This window comes from Coleofasciculus sp. A1-SPW-01 (genome assembly GCF_040217205.1).
GTDB lineage: Bacteria > Cyanobacteriota > Cyanobacteriia > Cyanobacteriales > Coleofasciculaceae > Coleofasciculus > Coleofasciculus chthonoplastes_A.
This window is the reverse complement of record NZ_JAVJNP010000069.1, coordinates 1-17,520: the sequence shown is the minus strand read 5'-3', so window position 1 is coordinate 17,520 and position 17,520 is coordinate 1. Positions and strand designations below refer to the sequence as shown.

Below are 17,520 nucleotides of genomic sequence, written 5' to 3'. Positions count from 1 at the left end.
ATGAAAATTGCCCCTTGAAGGGAAAAAACCTCTTATGGCATTCTAAAATGTAGCTATGAGAGAAAATACATACATTGGCTGCACAAGAGTATCAATCAATTGACTCAAGCCTAATTTTCTCTAGTCAAATTCAAGTTATCCCGGAAAGGATATACTACTATGAAATTGCCAATTATTTCTAGCCTAAGTATCGCTGCTGCTACCGCTACTGCCCTAGTAAGCTTTGGAGTTCCTGCATCCGCTATTACTCTAGGCGTTGACGTCATCGATGACAGCCCTTTTATGAAGGGTATCGGTCCAATGCCTATTCCTCATGCTACACAAACATTTGAGGGTGATGGTAAAACTTACGAATTTAGCGTTGTGGTTCCAGAAGGGCTAGGTTCTAGAGGTGCGACTTACTCAGACTTCGGTTTTGTGTCTGGTGGTGTATTCACGTCACTGTTTACAGAAGACTTACGTCCATACAACCCTGGCTCTGGTAATGCCAATGATTGGTTGGGAACCTGTAGCATCAGTATCAGTGAAGAGTGTATTGTTAAATACACCTTTGAAAAAGATGTAGAATACCAGCTAGGGTTATTAGATCGGGGTTTTGGTGGTGGAAGTAGCAACTTCTCTGCCTTTGGGGTTGCTCAGAAAGATAGTTACACGTTCAATGTAGAAACCGATCAGAACTATCCTTTCCCTCTAACTGAGGATTATGTAGACAGTAACCCTGACAAGTTCTTGACTGTAGTAGAAGAAGGCGCTTACTTCCTGGGTATGGAAGATGGCATGTTCAAGAAGGATTCTGAAAACTACTACTATGACTACCAAGATTGGGTAGTGAAGGTAACACACGAGTCAGTTCCTGAACCCGGTACGGTTGGAGCATTACTTGGTTTAGGTGTGGTAGGTTTTATCAGCCGTCGTCGTAAAGCTGTTAAACGGTAATTGCTGGCTGTTTGAGTTAAAAATTATAACCTAACCCGATACTGAAAGTAGTTGGATGGAAGTGCCAACTGCTTTTTGTTTCATGGTTTCTCAACAACACCACATCCTGACAGGGAGACGTAACTCGCTAAAATAAGGCTATGTCTAAATCAACGCCTGTGTCTAATTCTTCTCCCTCTGCCGATTCAACAACGGCAGAAAAACCACTATTTATTCTGGTTGACGGTCATTCTCTCGCGTTTCGTTCCTATTACGCCTTCGCCAAAGGACGAGATGGGGGACTGCGAACCAAAAGTGGAATACCCACCAGTGTGTGTTTTGGCTTTCTCAAATCCTTATTAGAGGTGATCAGTTCCCAGCAACCTCAGGCGATGGCGGTGACGTTTGACCTAGAATTGCCCACGTTTCGCCACAAAGCTGACGATACCTATAAAGCCGATAGACCGGAAACACCGGAAGACTTTATCCCGGATTTGCAGAATCTCAAAGAATTGCTGACGGCGTTGAATTTACCCGTATTGGCGGTTCCGGGCTATGAGGCTGATGATGTTTTAGCCACCTTGGCACATCGGGCGACTGATGAAGGGTATCAGGTAAAAATTTTAACCGGCGATCGCGACCTATTTCAACTCATCGATCCACAAAAGTCAATTACAGTTCTCTATCTCAGCCATAAGGCATTAAAAAGCGGCAGTTCCACTGGACTGGAAGAATATAGCACCCAAGGGGTAAAAAATAAACTGGGTATTACACCCGAACAGGTGGTGGATTACAAAGCCCTTTGTGGCGATAAATCCGATAATATTCCCGGAGTGAGGGGAATTGGCGAAAAAACGGCGGTTAAGTTACTGAATGATTTTGGTTCCCTAGAAGGGATTTATGCATCTCTCGATCAGATTAAAGGTGCGGTAAAAACGAAACTGGAAACCGGAAAGCAAGACGCTGAACATTCTAAGTACTTAGCGCAATTGGCATTTGATGCACCTGTGGATGTGGAATTAAAGGCGGGCAAGTTAGAGGGGTTTGATACCTCTGTACTTAAGCCTTTCTTACAAAAACTGGAATTCGAGTTTTTCTTAAAGAAAATTGACGAAATTCAGCAGCGTTTTGGTGGAAACGTGGTGGAAGATACAGGGACAGAATCAGACCCCTCGGTTGAAGACAATAGTCCTGATCTGTCTTTCTGGACAGCCGATGAAACAGAAGACTATCAGAAACAAGCGGCAGCCAGTTGTCCAATTAAACCTAGAATTATTGATACAAAAGATAAATTAGACCAACTGGTCGATATTTTGGAAAACTGTACGAACATAGAAACTCCAGTGGCTTGGGATACAGAAACCAGTGATTTGAAGCCACGGAACGCCGAACTGGTGGGTATTGGTTGCTGTTGGGGAATCGAACCAGCAGATGTTGCCTATATTCCTATCGCCCATAACCAGGGTCAGAATTTAGACCAACAGACCGTTCTAGAAGCACTGCGTCCTATTTTAGAGCGCGATCGCTATCCCAAAGTGCTACAAAATGTAAAGTTTGATCGTCTGGTGTTGCGGACTCAGGGGATTAAACTAGCTGGGGTAGTCATGGATACGATGCTAGCCAGTTATGTCCTCAATCCAGATAATAGTCATAACCTCAATAGCTTAACGGAGCGCTACTTCCCCCAAATTCAGCTAAAAAGCTACAAAGACTTAAAGATTCCCAAAGGAAAAACCATTGCTGAATTGAGTAGCAAAACAGTGGCAAATTACTGTGGGATGCAAGTTTATGCCACGTTTAAACTAGTGCCAAAACTGCGAGAAAAACTGGAGGCAATTCCAGCGATAGAAAAGTTGTTGCTGGAAGTTGAACAAACTCTAGAACCTGTGTTAGCCCAGATGGAATATCAAGGAATTCGTATTGATACGGCTTATCTCAAAGAACTCTCGGAATCTCTAGAAAAGAAACTCGTAGACATTGAACAGAACGCTTACAAGCAAGCCGGAGAAGAATTTAATTTAGGATCTCCAAAACAGTTAAGTGAATTACTGTTTGAAAAACTGAATCTCGACCGCCGCAAGTCGCGCAAAATGAAAACAGGGTACTCCACGGATCATGCCACATTGGAAAAGCTACAAGGGGATCATCCGGTTATTGATACCATTCTCGAACACCGCACCCTCTCTAAGTTAAAATCCACTTATGTTGATGCTTTGCCGAAACTGGTTCATAAGGATACCCAACGCATACATACTGATTTTAATCAAACCATAACCAGCACGGGGCGTTTATCCTCATCAAATCCTAATTTACAGAATATTCCGATTCGGACGGCGTTTAGTCGCCAAATTCGCAAAGCATTTTTACCTGAATCAGGTTGGTTATTAGTATCCGCAGACTATTCCCAAATTGAGTTACGGATTTTAGCACATCTGAGTCAAGAACCCGTACTGGTGGAAACCTACCGGAATAATCAGGATATTCACGCAGTAACGGCTAAATTATTGTTTGAAAAAGAAACCGTAACACCAGAGGAACGGCGATTGGGTAAAACGATTAACTTTGGCGTGATTTACGGTATGGGACCCCAGCGATTTGCTAGGGAAGCGGGGGTATCGGCGGCAGAAGGAAAGGAGTTTATTGACCGATTGAAGCAGCGTTATCCCAAAGTATTCGGGTATTTGGAGCAAATGAAAGGGGACGCGATCGCGAAGGGTTATGTTGAGACGATTTTAGGACGCCGCCGTTACTTTGAGTTCAATAGCAACAGACTGCGCGATGCTAAAGGTAAAAATCCCCAAGAGATTGATCTTGACGAATTCAAGGGAATTGGTCAATATGACTCTGGGTTGCTCCGAGCTGCTGCCAATGCTCCGATTCAAGGATCTAGTGCTGATATTATCAAAATTGCTATGGTAAAAATGCATGAAGTTTTACAGGATTACCAGGCGCGATTACTGTTACAAGTTCATGATGAATTAGTCTTTGAAGTTCCACCGGATGAATGGGAGGAGTTGCAACCAAAAATTCGAGAGACGATGGAATCAGCAGTTGAGTTGACTGTACCGTTAGTGGTAGATGTGAGTGAAGGGGAAAATTGGATGGAAGCGAAGTAGAAACAAGGCTTTTTGAAGGCAGGAGGCAGAAGTTATATCGTATTGTAGGGGCGGGTTTAGCCGTTTAATTGGCGGGTATACCGATAACTGATCAACAAAACCCGCCCTCTTGTCGTTTAGATTTGAGCCAAATGACAAATGACAAATGACAATAAATTGAGTTTGCTTTGTCGGTGACTCTTTTGTGAATTTTTGTTTCCCCCAGAGTTAGTTCAAGGGTTAGCGAGGAGGGCGTCCACGGAAAACAGATCAGGATACATAGTATGGAAACTCAAAAAAACAGGACACTAACAAACTGTAAAACTAAGCTATTGTTCTAAATCAAATTTAGATGTGTCGGTTATTCCCGCTTGCAGTTTACGGGTACTCCTGTGTTATCTAGGTAGTGAAACAGGTACGTTCTTGCTTAGTTGAATAATATGTCTGACAATTCTCAATCTTCGGCTCAACTTCCACCCACCAGCGCCATCCAAAGTCATTCTTTAACCGCCACAACCGAACACTGGTTTGAATATCCGGTGCGGGCACATCCTCACCACAGTGATTATGCAGGCGTGGTTTGGCATGGTAATTATATAACCTGGATGGAAGAAGCACGGGTAGAATGCTTACGATCTATCGGCATCGAATATGCTGAATTAGTGGCGATGGGATGTGAATTACCCGTGGTTGACCTCTCTGTGCGTTATCACCGTCCGCTTCGTATGGGTCAAACCGCTATTGTCAAAACCCGGATGACGGATATGGACGGCGTTCGCATCTATTGGGATTACCAGATTCAATCGCCTGATAGTAAAGAACTCTATGTAACCGGTCGGGTGACGTTAGTGGCTGTTGACCGGGAGAAAGGCAAGATTCTGCGACAATTGCCGTCAGCCGTCAAAGATGCACTTGTAAAGCTTTCCCTTTAATGTCTGTAATAGTTTACGACTAACGATGATTTGTCAATTATGTGAACGAGATGTTGAGCGTTTAACGATTCATCACCTAATTCCTCGACAGAAGGCAAAAAAGAAAAAAGCCGAGACAATTCCCACCGCCATGATTTGTTCTGCTTGTCATCGACAAATCCATTCTCTGTTTGACAACACCCACTTATCCCAAGAACTCAATTCTTTGGATAAGCTAAAAAATGAACCTCAAATGCAGAAATTTTTAATCTGGGTGCAGAAGCAAAATCCTTCTAAACGGGTACGAGTGCATCGTCAAAATTTCTAGAGATTTATCCCAAATTCGGCTTGACTCTCCCTTTTATAGCACTACGAGGATGACAAATGACGAATGACCATCTCCACCGTTAGCTTTTATTGTGTCCACCTAGTTACTTACCTTTAACTGGTAGAAGATGTGAGTAACGTAAACAAAAAAGTTGTTCCCTCTCCTGGAGAACTAATCACGCCAATTTCGCCGCCGTGAGCTTTAATAATTTGCCGACACAGATACAATCCTAAACCAATACCACTTAAACTGCGAGAAGAAGCGCCGCGATAGTAGAGATCAAAAAGGCGATCGCACTGCTGTTGTTCCATCCCTACCCCATTATCCGCGATCGCACAACGCACTTTCTCTCCTTCAACAGCATCCTCCACCACCGTCGCACTCAGGGTTAGGTGAATTCCGGGCGGGTTATGTTTCATTGCATTAGTGATTATATTCTCAAACACTCGCCACAATTGCTTGACGTCAGCACTCACAAATGGTAAATCATCGGCAACTTGATTGGTCAACGTCACTTGATTTTTTGCCAGTAACGGTTGCAACTCTGTCAAAATCTCTTGAATGAGTTGACTCAATTGTAATGGTTCGCACTCACAGGGAATCCCATAAGATTCAGCCGCATGAATTTCCAATAACGAGTTAATTAAATTAAGCTGGCGATCGCTACTTTGGATCATCCGCTCTACAATAGAACGTGGGACGGGAATTGTCTTATGTCCTTGGTCATTTGTCCTTGATTCTTGATCGAGCGTAGAAAAATAACTATTGAGTAAATTCTTCAAGACCATTAACATCCCCATCACGGGTGTACGTAAATCATGAGATACCGCATGTAAAAACACATCCTTGATTTGATTCAGTTCTTGCAGTTCCTGCATTTTTTGCTGCAATTGTGCCGTTCTTTCTTCAACTTGATACTCTAAGTTCGTATTCAGTTCGCTAAGCTGTTGATATAATCGTCCCTGCTTAATCGCAATTGCTACTTGTGTCGCTAGACGGCGCAGTAAATCCACTTCCAAGGCTTGCCACTGACGCGGACTTGTGCATTGATGCACCACTAATAAGCCATACATTTGCTCATCCACGACAATCGCCACGGCTAACGCGGCTCTCACTTGAAATTGATCCAAATATTCGGCGCGTTCCGGGGACGTTTCCCAAAGAGCGGTATCGTTAATAACTTGGACATCAGTATGTTCAAATAAAGCAATTAACTCCTGAAGATACTCATCGTTTTCTACTGCTAAATCCCAACAGGAGGAAAAATTATCCGCCACGGATTCTGCCACAACTTTGCCATGCATTGCCCCATCCATATAACTAATCAGAACCCGATCCGCTTGCAGGAACTGGCGCACTTCTGCTACGGTCGTATTCATAATTTCATTCAGATCCAGCGATCGGCGAATTCGAGCCGCAATTTCTCCCAACAAACGATCGCGTTCAGCCGCTTCTCGTAACCGGGCTTCGGCTTGCTTTTGTTCTGTAATATCCCGCACCACGGCTAAAAGATGGGGTTTTCCTTTGTACATAAACCCGGTTCCCCGTACCTCAATGGGAAACGGCGTACCATCAGAACGCAAATCCACCGCTTCCCGCTGAAAGGGAACTCCCTGTCTGACAGCAGTAAGATACTCATAAAATATTGAATGGGAGTCGGGATGAATAAAACGTTCGGGATCAAGATGGATAAACTCTGAATAGGAATAACCATGCATTTGACACGCGGCTGGATTTGCCTCCACGAGTTGCCCGTCTAAATCGCTAATAATTAAGCCATCTGTCGTGGCTTCAAAAATTGCCCGATATTGGATTTCACTCTCTTTGAGACGCTGTTCAGCTAATTTACGCTGGGTAATATCATGGGTTAGTGCCAGTAAGCACCGTTCTCCCCTTAAATTAATAATCTCGGCGGAGAGTAAACCAATGAGAATCTCGCCCGATTTGGTGCGAAACTCATATTCTTGATTCGTAATCGCACCGTTGTGCTGTAGACTATGAACCATGCGATCGCGATCCTCAGGATGCACCCAGATATTTAATTCCTCAGCGGTGCGACCAATCACCTCTTGGCGCTGATAGCCGGAATACCGCATAAAGGTTTCGTTGACCTCGATATACCGTCCATCTGCTAAGGTGCTAATCGTAATCGAGTTGGGACAACAGCGAAAGGCTTTAGCAAACTTTTCCTCACTCAACCGTAACGCCTCTTCGGTGCGTTTGAGTTCAGTAATATCCACGCTGACACAGACAGCGGCTTGACCCTGTTGGTATTTCTGAGCAACCAATAAATAATACCGACAGTTATCACCAATCAAGGTTTCAATTTCTCGCTTGGCTTCCTGGAGGGGACTAGCAAAAAACTGGGCAATAAAGTCCTTAAATCCGGGGGTGGAATTCATAAACCCCAGTTCCTTCCCCACAAATGCTGCAGCGGATAATCCGAATGTCTTACCTAGATAACTGTTAACGCCTTGGTACTTCAAATCTGTCCCCATCCAGGACACACATCCGGGTACAGCATCTAAAATCGCTTGTAACTGGTCTTTCGCCGCTTGCAGTGAAGCGATTAACTGCTGTTCCGTTTCCTGCGCCCGTTGACGTTCAGTAATTTCCTGGCGCAATTGCTCATTGGTTACGGTTAACGCCGCTGTGCGTTCAGCAACTCGCTGTTCCAATTGTTCATTCATCAAGCGCAGAGCGTTTTGAGCTAAATGACGCTCGGTGATATCGTGACCAATACAGAGAATACCTGTCACTTGTCCTGATCCATCAATGAGCGCTTTATTCGTCCACCCTATCCAGACGCGACTACCATCCCGCCGGATATTTTCGTTTTCGTGGTAGCGGTATTGATCGGGGTGTTGAATGATGTCTTGGATCAGAGTAGTCAAGTCCCGTCCCGATGTCTCGGTTTCTGGAATAATCGTCTCCGCCGCAGAATGTCCCAGGATTTCTGCTTCCGGGTAACCCAAAAACTGTTGGGCAAATTCGTTTAAAAAGGTGATTGTACCTTGAGTATCGATGCGTAAAATCAGGCTATTGGCATTTTCGACAATGTTTCGATAATAAGTCTCTCGCTCTCGCCATACCTGCTCAACCTGTTCTCGTTCTGCAATCTCGCGCCGTAGTTGCTGATTGATCCGTTTTAATTCCTGGATCTCGTCTGAGTTGTCGGCTTGAGATTGAGTCTCAGGGTACAATAACAGGGGGATAGGAGTTTGCAGAGGAGAATTAGGCGATCGCGGGTGGTTATCGCCTCGGTTGTTGGTAATGGCTAGCCAGAGCTGTTTGAGCTTGTGATACATCGGTGGCGTTCCGAGAATGGTTCCCAAAACGGAATGTTCTTCCCACTATACTCTGACAAGTCTCGCTCTGTTATCTCGAACCAACAATTAACCCACCACGAGACGGTGGGCTAATAGACCTATAAGTTTCATGAAATAATCACCCTGATGAATTCGCTGCGCTCTCATACCTTCTAGTCACGGCGTTAAAAGTCTGTCGATGTCGCGTCAAAGAATCAGATAGCTGGCTCAATACCTTTCCTACACGGTTTTTTTGGGAGCGCGGGCGGGAAGAATCCAGCACAACACGGGCGACAGAACAATTGAGAAAACAGAAACGATCAAAATCATTGATAAAACTTGGCTGAGTTCAGTAGTCATGATCTTTACCTTTTTATTTGGTTACGCTGCTTTTCTATTTCAAGTTTAACCGCCCTGTATCTTGGCGAACAAAGTTTACTGTAATTTTATGGTAAAGATATCCGCCATTTTTATCAGGTTGTATTTATTAATTTTTATTAAATATTATTCCTGAACAGAAAAATCTGTAGTGTAGAGACGTAGCATGCTACGTCTCTACAGGGTTAGTTGACCAGAGCGTTATGGTTTAGAAGCGGTAACCCGCACCCGCTTGGATGCTAACCGCAGACGCTGGACTATCTTCGTAGGCTTCGATACCGAGTTTTGTATCGCCATAAACCACAATATTGCGACCAAATTGAGCTTCAGCACCGACTGTTACCACAGGCGCATTTTTGTTTCCTAATGGAGTTGGTTGTCCGTCTTCTTCAATGAAGGAATAGCCAGCACCTACATAAACATTAGCGTTGTTCGTAACAGGAACATCGTAGGAAACAATTGGCATAATGGCGCTGGTATCATCGCTGAATAGAACAGCACCGCGCAGAGAAACTGGCGCTTTTGAAGTCGTTACACGACCTTGAATATTCCCGCCAAATGTTGCGGCATCGTTATTTTGTCCACCGTTGGTCACGCCTGCAGCGACACCAGCACCGATATAGTTGGCATCAGTTCCCGTGGGCTTGGCAGACGCCATATCAGCCGATAATAAAACAGGCGCGATCGCGGTAGCGGCTAGGGTTGAAAAGGTAACAAAAGACTTAAGGTTGCGTTTCATAGTAACATCCATCAATAGGTAGGGTGTAGTGTTGCGTTGTTACTATTCAAGTCGTTTTTAATCGAGTCAATGTTCCAGGTTTAGCAATTTTTTGATGGATGAATTTGCGGAAAATCCTTAGACATCTTAAGAATTAAGCTTTTCAGGAAAACTCTTCGATTGTTTTTTGTTAGATTTTCCCATACACATAGAAACAAAGGCAAATATTATTAAAATAATGGGAAATTATAGTTAGCTTTTCATAATTTGTGATCAGCCAGTAGACTATTGATTAACTGTCACATTTTTTTTTATTTTTTCCGGATGAGAATTCCCTCTCCTTAACAAGGGGAGAGTTTGTAAACTGTCACGCATTTACAGCAGATTTCATGATGAGGTACAGTCTTCTAAGCAATGATATGATATCATCTGTCTTCACGGATCAACCCAAAAATGAAAAAACCCCCCGTTCGTGTTGATCCGGGGGATGAATTCAATCTATCGATTGTGGGGGCAATTCATGACTTGCCCCGACAGAGTTCTATTTCACGGAAACCTTAGCACCAGCTTCTTCAAGCTGCTTCTTGGCTTCTTCTGCGGATTCTTTTGCTACCCCTTCTTTAATCGGCTTGGGCGCAGACTCGACCATATCTTTGGCTTCCTTGAGTCCCAACCCAGTCATGGTTCGCACGACTTTCAGGATAGCAATCTTCTTATCAGCGGGAACTTCTTCTAAGATGACATCAAATTCTGTCTTCTCTTCCGCCTCTTCCGCCGCAGCACCAGGCGCACCAGCCGCTGCCATTCCGGGCATCATCATCATGCCACCCGCAGGAGCAGCCGCGCTAACGCCAAAGGTGTCCTCGATTTGCTTAACTAATTCCGACGCTTCGAGTAACGTCAGGGATTTTAGCTTTTCCAAGATTTCGTCGGTTGTAGCAGACATGAATAAACTCCTTTGTTTGATTGTTTACGTGTGACCCTTCGACTACGCTCAGGGTAACGACTACGCTCAGGGTCAGCGTTTTGACAGTCCAGGTCGAGGTTAACCGCCACCTTCTTTCTGAGCGGAGAGCGCTTGTAACACGCGACCCAGTGATCCCGGAACTTCGTTGACACAGCGACCCAGGGATGCAGGTACTTCGTTGACACCCACAGCCAGTTTAGTGGCGATGGAATTAATCGAACCTGCAATCTGCCCGATGAGTTCTTCTTTAGACGGCAAGTCGGCAATCGCCTTAACTTGGTCTTGACTCAGGGCTTGACCTTGCATCACGCCACCCTTGAAGTCAGTTTTTTTGGTGGCTTTCTGGAAGTCCTGATATGCCCGAATTGCACCGCCTACATCGTCTTTGACTAACATGAAGGCGGAGGAACCGACCAAGAATTCGGTCATGGGTTGCCAGTTTTCATCATCCTCAACCGCCCGCCGCATCAGGGTATTTTTCGTCACCTTACAGACTGTGCCTGTGGGACGCAGCCGATTCCGCAAATCGGTAATTTCCGCCACAGAAAGTCCCTGGTAGTCAATGACGATGGCGAGTTGCGAATCACTCAAGAGTTCCTTGAGATCAGCGACGACTTCCTTTTTGTTGTCTAGGGTTCTGCCCATGCTTGTTTCACCTCCTTTTTTCCTTTCAGAGTTGCCAGTGGGAAAATCCTGCCTTTAGCCATAACGAAACCCCGGACATGCCGGGGTTACGCTGAGTATCTTTTATACCTGTACTTTAATTTTGATGTACAGCAACAGGGGATACGTCGGGCGTTGACCTCGGCAGGATATTAAGTGATGAACACCTGCTGTCTTTGGTACAAGCCAATGAAATTATTGGATTGTAGACTGCAAAAATAACGGTTCAGATTACGCAGCTTCAGCTGCTTTCATGTCCCGTAAGCTAGGGATATCGACTTCAATCGCCGGTCCCATGGTCGCACTGATAAATATACTGCGCCAAAAGCGACCTTTCGCCCCGGAGGGACGATTGCGGTCAATCGTTTCCTGCAAGGACTTGAGGTTGACCAACAAGTCTTCGGCAGAAAAGGAAGCCTTACCAAACATAACATGAACGATGCCTGTGCGATCGGCACGAAATTCAAGTTTCCCTGCTTTGAATTCTTCGATCGCCTGGGTTAGGTCGAAGGTAACAGTACCGCCTTTTGGGGAAGGCATCAAGCCCCTGGGTCCGAGGAGGCGTCCTAACTTCGCCACTTGGGGCATCATGTCTGGTGTGGCAATCAAGCGGTCAAAATCCATCATGCCATTTTGGATTTCGCCAATTAATTCTTCAGATCCGGCGATATCTGCCCCCGCATTCGTGGCTTCGGTGACTTTTTCACCTTTAGCAATCACCGCGACTCGTACCACCTGACCCGTTCCTTTGGGTAGGGATACGGTTGTCCGCAGTTGCTGATCGGTATATTTGGGATCAATTCCCAAGCGGATATGGGCTTCGGCGGATTCCGGGAATTTTGCCGTTGCGGTTTCTTTTAACAGCTTCAGGGCTTCCGTAGGTTCATAAGGTCGCTCTTCAACCTTGCTGTGTAATTCCTGTAATCGACGTGATAGTTTTCTAGGCATTTATCTCTCCTGGGGTGACTAACGAAGCGTCTCGCCTCTCCCCCAAATTGGGTTAACAACGGTCTGCAATTTCGGGTTGATGGCACTTAAACCTCAACCCAGGGACTATTCTGCGATCGCGACGCCCATATTCCGGGCAGTCCCTTCGACGATTTTCATGGCTGCTTCAATATCATTAGCATTGAGGTCAGGCATTTTCGTCTGGGCGATTTCTTGCAGTTGCGCCTTTGTAATCGTGGCGACTTTTTGCCGATTGGGTTCACTGGCGCCTTTTTCAATCCCGGCTGCTTTTTTGATCAGCACGGATGCGGGCGGGGTTTTGAGGATAAAGGTAAAACTACGATCCTCAAACACCGAGATTTCCACGGGGATAACCATTCCCGCTTGGTCGGCGGTCTTGGCGTTGTATTCTTTACAAAACGCCATAATATTCACCCCATGTTGACCGAGTGCCGGTCCAACGGGAGGAGCAGGGTTGGCTTTCCCCGCCGGGAGCGCCAACTTAATAACTGCAACGATTTTTTTTGCCATGCTTAGCCTGTTTTTTCCACCTGATTGAATTCTAGTTCCACTGGCGTATCTCGCCCAAAAATGGAGAGTAACGCCTTGAGCTTACTGCGTTCGGGGCTAACTTCAATTACTTCGCCTTCAAAGTCTTTAAACGGACCGGATAGCACGATAATTTTGTCACCAACAGCCATGTCCACTTTAATAACAGGCTCTTGTTCTTCGGTGTGCTTAAAGATCCGCTCGACTTCTCCTGGACTCAAGGGTACCGGTTTAACGTGACCTCGCCCCCGTCCATAGCGACGTTTCTGTTCTGCCCCTACAAAATTAATCACATTGGGTGTGTTTTTGACAACCTGCCAGCTTTCATCATCCATGACCATTTCCACCAAGACGTAGCCAGGGAAGACTTTTTCTTCAGAGTGCTGGCGAGACCCATCCTTACGGATTTTTACCGTCGGGGTTTGGGGAATCTGAACTCTCAAGATTCGGTCAGCGACATCTAGGGTTTGCACTCGCTGTTCTAGATTTGTCTTTACCCGCTTCTCACAGCCGGATGCCACCTGAACCGCATACCAACGGGCAGATGGGGCTTCTTGGAGCTGTGGATCGCGATCGTATGATTCGTTTGCTGCAAAACTCATCCAAATACCTGTTGTGATGCCCACAAGAATAAGCCATCCACTAAATAAATTAGGGTGGCTGATAGAACGACCATCAATAACACGGCAGCCGATTCGCTAATCAGTTGCTGCCGAGAGGGCCATACGACTTTACTGAGTTCCTCTTTGGTTTCTTGAAGAAACGTTACAACATTAAACCCAGAGGTTTTTTGCTGAGACTCTGTTTCCGTTTTAGTTTTCTTTGCCACAATAGTTGACTTCCCCCTTCTACTGATTATCAGAGCTGTTCAACCCAGCGTTCATAACTCATATTAACCTGCTTCACTCATCCGTGAAGTTGACAAGATCTGGGTAGAACCGCTGATGCTCCCCCAGCCTTTTAGTATTTTATAGATTCAGAACGCGCCCTGGAGGACTTGAACCCCCGACATCAGGTTTTGGAGACCTGCGTTCTACCAACTGAACTAAGAGCGCTTGGGTTGGCTGGTAGAGGTGAATTTATCCCCTTTGCTTTACTTAGTGTAACGCAATGAGGGCATGAATACCAAGCCAATATCCAAAAAAATCTAAATCCCCCGGTCAAAGCGCTGCTTAACCCGAGTCGCTTTACCCACACGCTCTCGCAAATAAAAGAGCTTCGCCCGACGCACCTTACCTCGTCGCACAATTTTAATACTGGCAATTCGGGGGGAATGGAGCAGAAAAACTCGTTCTACACCAACACCTTGGAAGATACGTCGCACGGTAATCGTTTGGTTGATGCCACCGTTACGCATGGCAATCACGGTACCTTCGTAGGGCTGAACCCGTTCCTTGTTCCCTTCGCGAATACGGACACCGACTCTAACTGTGTCACCAACATGGACTGTCGGTAAGTCTGATTTTAGCTGTTCCGCTTCTATGGAGCGAATAATCTCTTGAGCCTTCATGGTTTTGTAAAAAAATCACAGCCTATAATCATAGCGCACTATCTGATCCGGCGTCTAGATGGGGGAGTGGGTAGGGATGGGTGTTGGTGGCGGGCGTCGGGTGTTGGGTGTTGGGTGTCTGTTAACCTTTGTGCAGAAACTGCCCTGACTAGGTTTTGACTAAAATGTAAAGAATTATCAAAAAATGCTGGTTTTATCTTGACCTAGGGGAAAACTAGCAGTATGCACAATTCATTGATGCGACTGGGAGTAGAGCTATGCGTTTCAAAAATCTTCTAGGACCCCTGTTGATCCTAGCTTTGCTGTTTATCACGCTAGGCGATCGCGTCCTACCTGCACCGCTAGATGATGCTAGCCGCAACACCCGCACCAGCATCAATCAATTCTTAATTGGGTTATTTCCCGACTGGAATCCCACCAACCCGAACGAACGCACGGAAAAAGAAGTTGAGCAATTAGAACAGAGGTGATTAAAAACAGAGGAGCAGAGGTACACAGGAGCAGAGGTGAACAGGGGAAGGGGAAGCTGGGGGAGAAGGTTGATGTCATTTGCCAATTGTCTTTCAAGAAATTAGCAAATGACAAATGACAAATGACAAATGACGAATAACTACTTCTTCAACCAGCTAAACATTGCCCGTAAATCTTTACCCACTTCCTCTACCGGATGTTCCGCTTCCTGACGCCGCATGGCGGTGAATCCGGGTTTACCAGACTGATTTTCTAACACAAACTCACGGGCAAATTGACCCGACTGGATTTCTTGCAGAATTTTCCTCATCTCGGCGCGGGTTTGGTCATTAACGATGCGAGGTCCGCGAGTATAATCGCCATATTCAGCAGTATTAGAGATACTATCGCGCATATTGGCGAGTCCGCCTTCCACAATCAAATCCACAATTAATTTAACTTCATGGAGACATTCAAAATACGCCAACTCTGGCTGATAACCCGCCGCCACTAAGGTTTCAAATCCCGCTTTAATTAAGGCACTCAAACCCCCACATAACACGGCTTGTTCACCAAATAAATCGGTTTCCGTTTCTTCCCGAAATGAGGTTTCCAAAATACCCGCACGAGTCCCACCAATTCCTTTAGCATACGCCATGGCGCGATCGCGAGCTTGACCTGTGGCATCCTGATACACGGCAAATAGGCAAGGAACACCTTCTCCCTGTTCGTAAGTCCGTCGCACTAAATGCCCTGGTCCTTTGGGTGCCACCATGATTACATCTACATCAGGTGGGGGAACAACTTGACTAAAGTGAATATTAAACCCATGGGCAAAGGCAAGGACATTCCCTTCTTTAAGATGCGGGGCAATTTCGTCGGTGTATACCGTTTTCTGCACCTCATCCGGTAGCAAAATCATAATCACATCCGCCGCTTTCGCCGCGTCAGCAACCGCATGAACCGTTAATCCGGCTGACTCCGCTTTCGCCACCGACTTACTGCCCGGATACAGACCCACAATCACCTTAATGCCACTCTCTTTGAGATTCAGGGCGTGGGCGTGACCTTGAGACCCATAGCCGATAATTGCAATTGTTTTATCAGTGAGTAGGTCTAAGTTAGCATCTGCATCGTAATACATCCGGGTCATAGAAGTATCTCCCTTGCTACAAGCATTGTGATTGACGGACTATTGATTTTACATCAAAACCCTTGCCCGTTGTTATGGATTTTGTCTGGGTTAGGGCAGATACGGTCGCACTTGCTTCCTGAAGCCACCTTTAGGTTTAAATCACTCAGTTATGTTCACGCACTAATAAAATGGGCGTTGCCTGAGACTCTTTTAATAATTCATCTAAACAATTTCTGGCAATGATTCGTTTTAAAAATAACCTTGCAGCCGCTATAGACAAATCCGTTTTTAACCAAATTCTTACCGCGCTGATGAATTTTCTTTTTTTGAGGGCAGCAAATCCCCAATGAATTTTTATCGACGACTTAATCTCTGATAGTCCTGGTAAAGTATGACGATATTTGGGGCTGATACATGAATAAATTTTTTCTTTGATAATTAAATTAATTTCCAGACGTTTATCGAAAGCAAACTTGCTATTAAATGAACCTTGCCAAATAGTTCGATAAGCCAGACATTTATTGATCAAAACAGCGTCGCCAAACTGGGCAATTTTAATCCAGGAATCAATATCATCATAATTCGTATCGAATTGGGTATCCCATCCTCCTGACTTAAGGAAAGCTGAACGGGAAAAAGCTACTTGTACAGGCGTGCCAAATGGCAAGAGTTCCAACAGCATGGCGTAATGAATCTCGGCTTGGGGAATATATACAAGTGTTCCCTTGCCAACGTGCCGACTTCTGCTGATTTCTTTCTCATTCTCATTGACCTGGATGGCTCGACATGAGCAAATCACAGCATCTGGACGCCCTGCGATCGCCTTTACCATTTCTTCAATACAATTAGGGGCAAGGTAGTCGTCATCATCCACCAGTTTTACCCATTCTCCTGTCGCCAATGCTACACCCTGATTAACCGTTCCTGAGTGACCCAGATTCGTCGAATTGCGGTGATAAATTAAACGGGTATCACCCATGTCCAAGAGTTCTTTTCGTCGCCCCTGGACATACCTATCCGTACCATCAGACGAGCCATCATCCACCACAATTACTTCGCACGGTATCGTTTGAGCTAACGCACTGTCAATTGCCCGCTTGAGCAAGGTGAGGCGATTATGAGTCGTGATGACGATGCTAAATTTCATACCCTTCTCCACCAAAATTATTTTGCCTCGATTAGCTGTCCAGCATTTAGATCAGGATGTCTAAATTCCTCAACGGGAACAGGGAACGGGGAATAGGGAACAGAAATATCCAATTTCAATGCACATCGACTGATCTAAGAATCGGTATCGTCCAGATTTTGTTTTAACCTGTTTTGGGTGTGGTTAAGATTTGGACAATAAGATTAGCTATGGATATTCATAATTTTACGCGATTGAACCGCTTCTAAAAACCTAGACAAACCTACCCATAAGTAATTCTGTCTTGGTATAAGTCCACGGTGTAACTTTTGGTCGATAACCGTTAACGCTTACGCTTGGCTGATACCCGGCATTGTCGCTCGATATCAGCCTTAACCAACGGCTCCCAGTTAGAGACGCAGTAGTAATCGTGTCTACGATTGACTACAGGGCATCGACCAATAAAATTATTAAATTGATATAGAGCACTCCATACGTGCTTTCTCGGATTCACTCCGA

At 45.3% G+C, this 17,520-nt stretch carries 16 protein-coding genes and 1 tRNA gene; 5 read left to right on the top strand and 12 right to left on the bottom strand.

Annotated features, from left to right (window positions below; genetic code table 11):
* Window positions 1-159: 159 nt before the first annotated feature.
* The 4 genes from RH949_RS11200 to RH949_RS11185 all read left to right on the top strand — a co-directional run bounded on the left by RH949_RS11200 (window position 160) and on the right by RH949_RS11185 (window position 5,249).
* The gene (locus RH949_RS11200) at window positions 160-936 is read left to right on the top strand and encodes a PEP-CTERM sorting domain-containing protein (RefSeq protein WP_446353108.1); all 777 of its coding nucleotides are present in this window, start codon (window positions 160-162) and stop codon (window positions 934-936) included.
* Window positions 937-1,076: 140 nt separating this feature from the next.
* Complete coding sequence (gene polA / locus RH949_RS11195; RefSeq protein ID WP_446353106.1) at window positions 1,077-4,031, top strand: DNA polymerase I; 2,955 nt, start codon at window positions 1,077-1,079, stop codon at window positions 4,029-4,031.
* 419 nt (window positions 4,032-4,450) lie between these two features.
* Window positions 4,451-4,942, top strand: coding sequence for an acyl-CoA thioesterase (locus RH949_RS11190; RefSeq protein WP_006101147.1), 492 nt, complete (start codon window positions 4,451-4,453; stop codon window positions 4,940-4,942).
* 25 nt (window positions 4,943-4,967) lie between these two features.
* Window positions 4,968-5,249: an HNH endonuclease gene (locus RH949_RS11185; protein ID WP_006101268.1), complete on the top strand. Its 282-nt coding sequence runs from the start codon at window positions 4,968-4,970 to the stop codon at window positions 5,247-5,249.
* A gap of 113 nt (window positions 5,250-5,362) precedes the next feature.
* On the opposite strand, the gene RH949_RS11180 is transcribed toward RH949_RS11185, so the two are convergent.
* The 10 genes from RH949_RS11180 to rplS all read right to left on the bottom strand — a co-directional run bounded on the left by RH949_RS11180 (window position 5,363) and on the right by rplS (window position 14,290).
* On the bottom strand, window positions 5,363-8,584 hold the full coding sequence (locus RH949_RS11180; protein ID WP_446353104.1) for a sensor histidine kinase: 3,222 nt from the start codon (window positions 8,582-8,584) through the stop codon (window positions 5,363-5,365).
* A gap of 559 nt (window positions 8,585-9,143) precedes the next feature.
* Complete coding sequence (locus RH949_RS11175) at window positions 9,144-9,674, bottom strand: outer membrane beta-barrel protein (protein WP_006101116.1); 531 nt, start codon at window positions 9,672-9,674, stop codon at window positions 9,144-9,146.
* 520 nt (window positions 9,675-10,194) lie between these two features.
* Window positions 10,195-10,599 (bottom strand): 50S ribosomal protein L7/L12, encoded by a 405-nt coding sequence (rplL, locus tag RH949_RS11170; protein ID WP_044207234.1) that lies wholly within the window; start codon window positions 10,597-10,599, stop codon window positions 10,195-10,197.
* A 99-nt stretch (window positions 10,600-10,698) separates the two neighbouring features.
* Window positions 10,699-11,265, bottom strand: coding sequence for a 50S ribosomal protein L10 (gene rplJ / locus RH949_RS11165; RefSeq protein WP_006101269.1), 567 nt, complete (start codon window positions 11,263-11,265; stop codon window positions 10,699-10,701).
* A gap of 249 nt (window positions 11,266-11,514) precedes the next feature.
* A complete protein-coding gene (gene rplA, locus RH949_RS11160; RefSeq protein ID WP_006101184.1) occupies window positions 11,515-12,231 on the bottom strand; it encodes a 50S ribosomal protein L1 in 717 nt (238 codons plus the stop codon).
* 105 nt (window positions 12,232-12,336) lie between these two features.
* Window positions 12,337-12,762, bottom strand: a complete 426-nt coding sequence (gene rplK, locus RH949_RS11155) for a 50S ribosomal protein L11 (RefSeq protein WP_044207237.1) — start codon at window positions 12,760-12,762, stop codon at window positions 12,337-12,339.
* 2 nt (window positions 12,763-12,764) lie between these two features.
* The gene (gene nusG / locus RH949_RS11150; RefSeq protein ID WP_006101230.1) at window positions 12,765-13,382 is read right to left on the bottom strand and encodes a transcription termination/antitermination protein NusG; all 618 of its coding nucleotides are present in this window, start codon (window positions 13,380-13,382) and stop codon (window positions 12,765-12,767) included.
* The gene (gene secE / locus RH949_RS11145) at window positions 13,379-13,609 is read right to left on the bottom strand and encodes a preprotein translocase subunit SecE (protein WP_006101045.1); all 231 of its coding nucleotides are present in this window, start codon (window positions 13,607-13,609) and stop codon (window positions 13,379-13,381) included. Before secE ends, nusG begins: the two co-directional genes overlap by 4 nt.
* 153 nt (window positions 13,610-13,762) lie before the next feature.
* Window positions 13,763-13,835 (bottom strand) — tRNA-Trp (locus tag RH949_RS11140).
* A 92-nt stretch (window positions 13,836-13,927) separates the two neighbouring features.
* Window positions 13,928-14,290, bottom strand: a complete 363-nt coding sequence (gene rplS, locus RH949_RS11135) for a 50S ribosomal protein L19 (RefSeq protein WP_006101294.1) — start codon at window positions 14,288-14,290, stop codon at window positions 13,928-13,930.
* 257 nt (window positions 14,291-14,547) lie between these two features.
* On the opposite strand from rplS, the gene RH949_RS11130 reads away from it, so the two are divergent.
* Window positions 14,548-14,760 (top strand): hypothetical protein, encoded by a 213-nt coding sequence (locus RH949_RS11130; protein WP_044207240.1) that lies wholly within the window; start codon window positions 14,548-14,550, stop codon window positions 14,758-14,760.
* Between the two features lie 140 nt (window positions 14,761-14,900).
* Here the strand turns inward: RH949_RS11130 and ilvC are convergent, their stop codons facing one another.
* Window positions 14,901-15,893, bottom strand: a complete 993-nt coding sequence (ilvC, locus tag RH949_RS11125; RefSeq protein ID WP_044207242.1) for a ketol-acid reductoisomerase — start codon at window positions 15,891-15,893, stop codon at window positions 14,901-14,903.
* Window positions 15,894-16,038: 145 nt separating this feature from the next.
* Window positions 16,039-17,022 carry a glycosyltransferase family 2 protein gene (locus RH949_RS11120; RefSeq protein ID WP_006101065.1) on the bottom strand — a complete coding sequence of 328 codons (984 nt, stop codon included), beginning with the start codon at window positions 17,020-17,022 and terminating at the stop codon, window positions 16,039-16,041.
* Window positions 17,023-17,520 lie beyond the last annotated feature (498 nt).

Excerpts from the sequence above, each read along its gene's own strand:
- RH949_RS11200 (WP_446353108.1), top strand. The coding sequence starts at position 160 with ATGAAATTGCCAATTATTTCTAGCCTAAGTATCGCTGCTGCTACCGCT.
- polA (WP_446353106.1), top strand. The coding sequence starts at position 1,077 with ATGTCTAAATCAACGCCTGTGTCTAATTCTTCTCCCTCTGCCGATTCA.
- RH949_RS11190 (WP_006101147.1), top strand. The coding sequence starts at position 4,451 with ATGTCTGACAATTCTCAATCTTCGGCTCAACTTCCACCCACCAGCGCC.
- RH949_RS11185 (WP_006101268.1), top strand. The coding sequence starts at position 4,968 with ATGATTTGTCAATTATGTGAACGAGATGTTGAGCGTTTAACGATTCAT.
- RH949_RS11175 (WP_006101116.1), bottom strand. The coding sequence starts at position 9,674 with ATGAAACGCAACCTTAAGTCTTTTGTTACCTTTTCAACCCTAGCCGCT.
- rplL (WP_044207234.1), bottom strand. The coding sequence starts at position 10,599 with ATGTCTGCTACAACCGACGAAATCTTGGAAAAGCTAAAATCCCTGACG.
- rplJ (WP_006101269.1), bottom strand. The coding sequence starts at position 11,265 with ATGGGCAGAACCCTAGACAACAAAAAGGAAGTCGTCGCTGATCTCAAG.
- rplA (WP_006101184.1), bottom strand. The coding sequence starts at position 12,231 with ATGCCTAGAAAACTATCACGTCGATTACAGGAATTACACAGCAAGGTT.
- rplK (WP_044207237.1), bottom strand. The coding sequence starts at position 12,762 with ATGGCAAAAAAAATCGTTGCAGTTATTAAGTTGGCGCTCCCGGCGGGG.
- nusG (WP_006101230.1), bottom strand. The coding sequence starts at position 13,382 with ATGAGTTTTGCAGCAAACGAATCATACGATCGCGATCCACAGCTCCAA.
- rplS (WP_006101294.1), bottom strand. The coding sequence starts at position 14,290 with ATGAAGGCTCAAGAGATTATTCGCTCCATAGAAGCGGAACAGCTAAAA.
- RH949_RS11130 (WP_044207240.1), top strand. The coding sequence starts at position 14,548 with ATGCGTTTCAAAAATCTTCTAGGACCCCTGTTGATCCTAGCTTTGCTG.
- ilvC (WP_044207242.1), bottom strand. The coding sequence starts at position 15,893 with ATGACCCGGATGTATTACGATGCAGATGCTAACTTAGACCTACTCACT.
- RH949_RS11120 (WP_006101065.1), bottom strand. The coding sequence starts at position 17,022 with ATGAAATTTAGCATCGTCATCACGACTCATAATCGCCTCACCTTGCTC.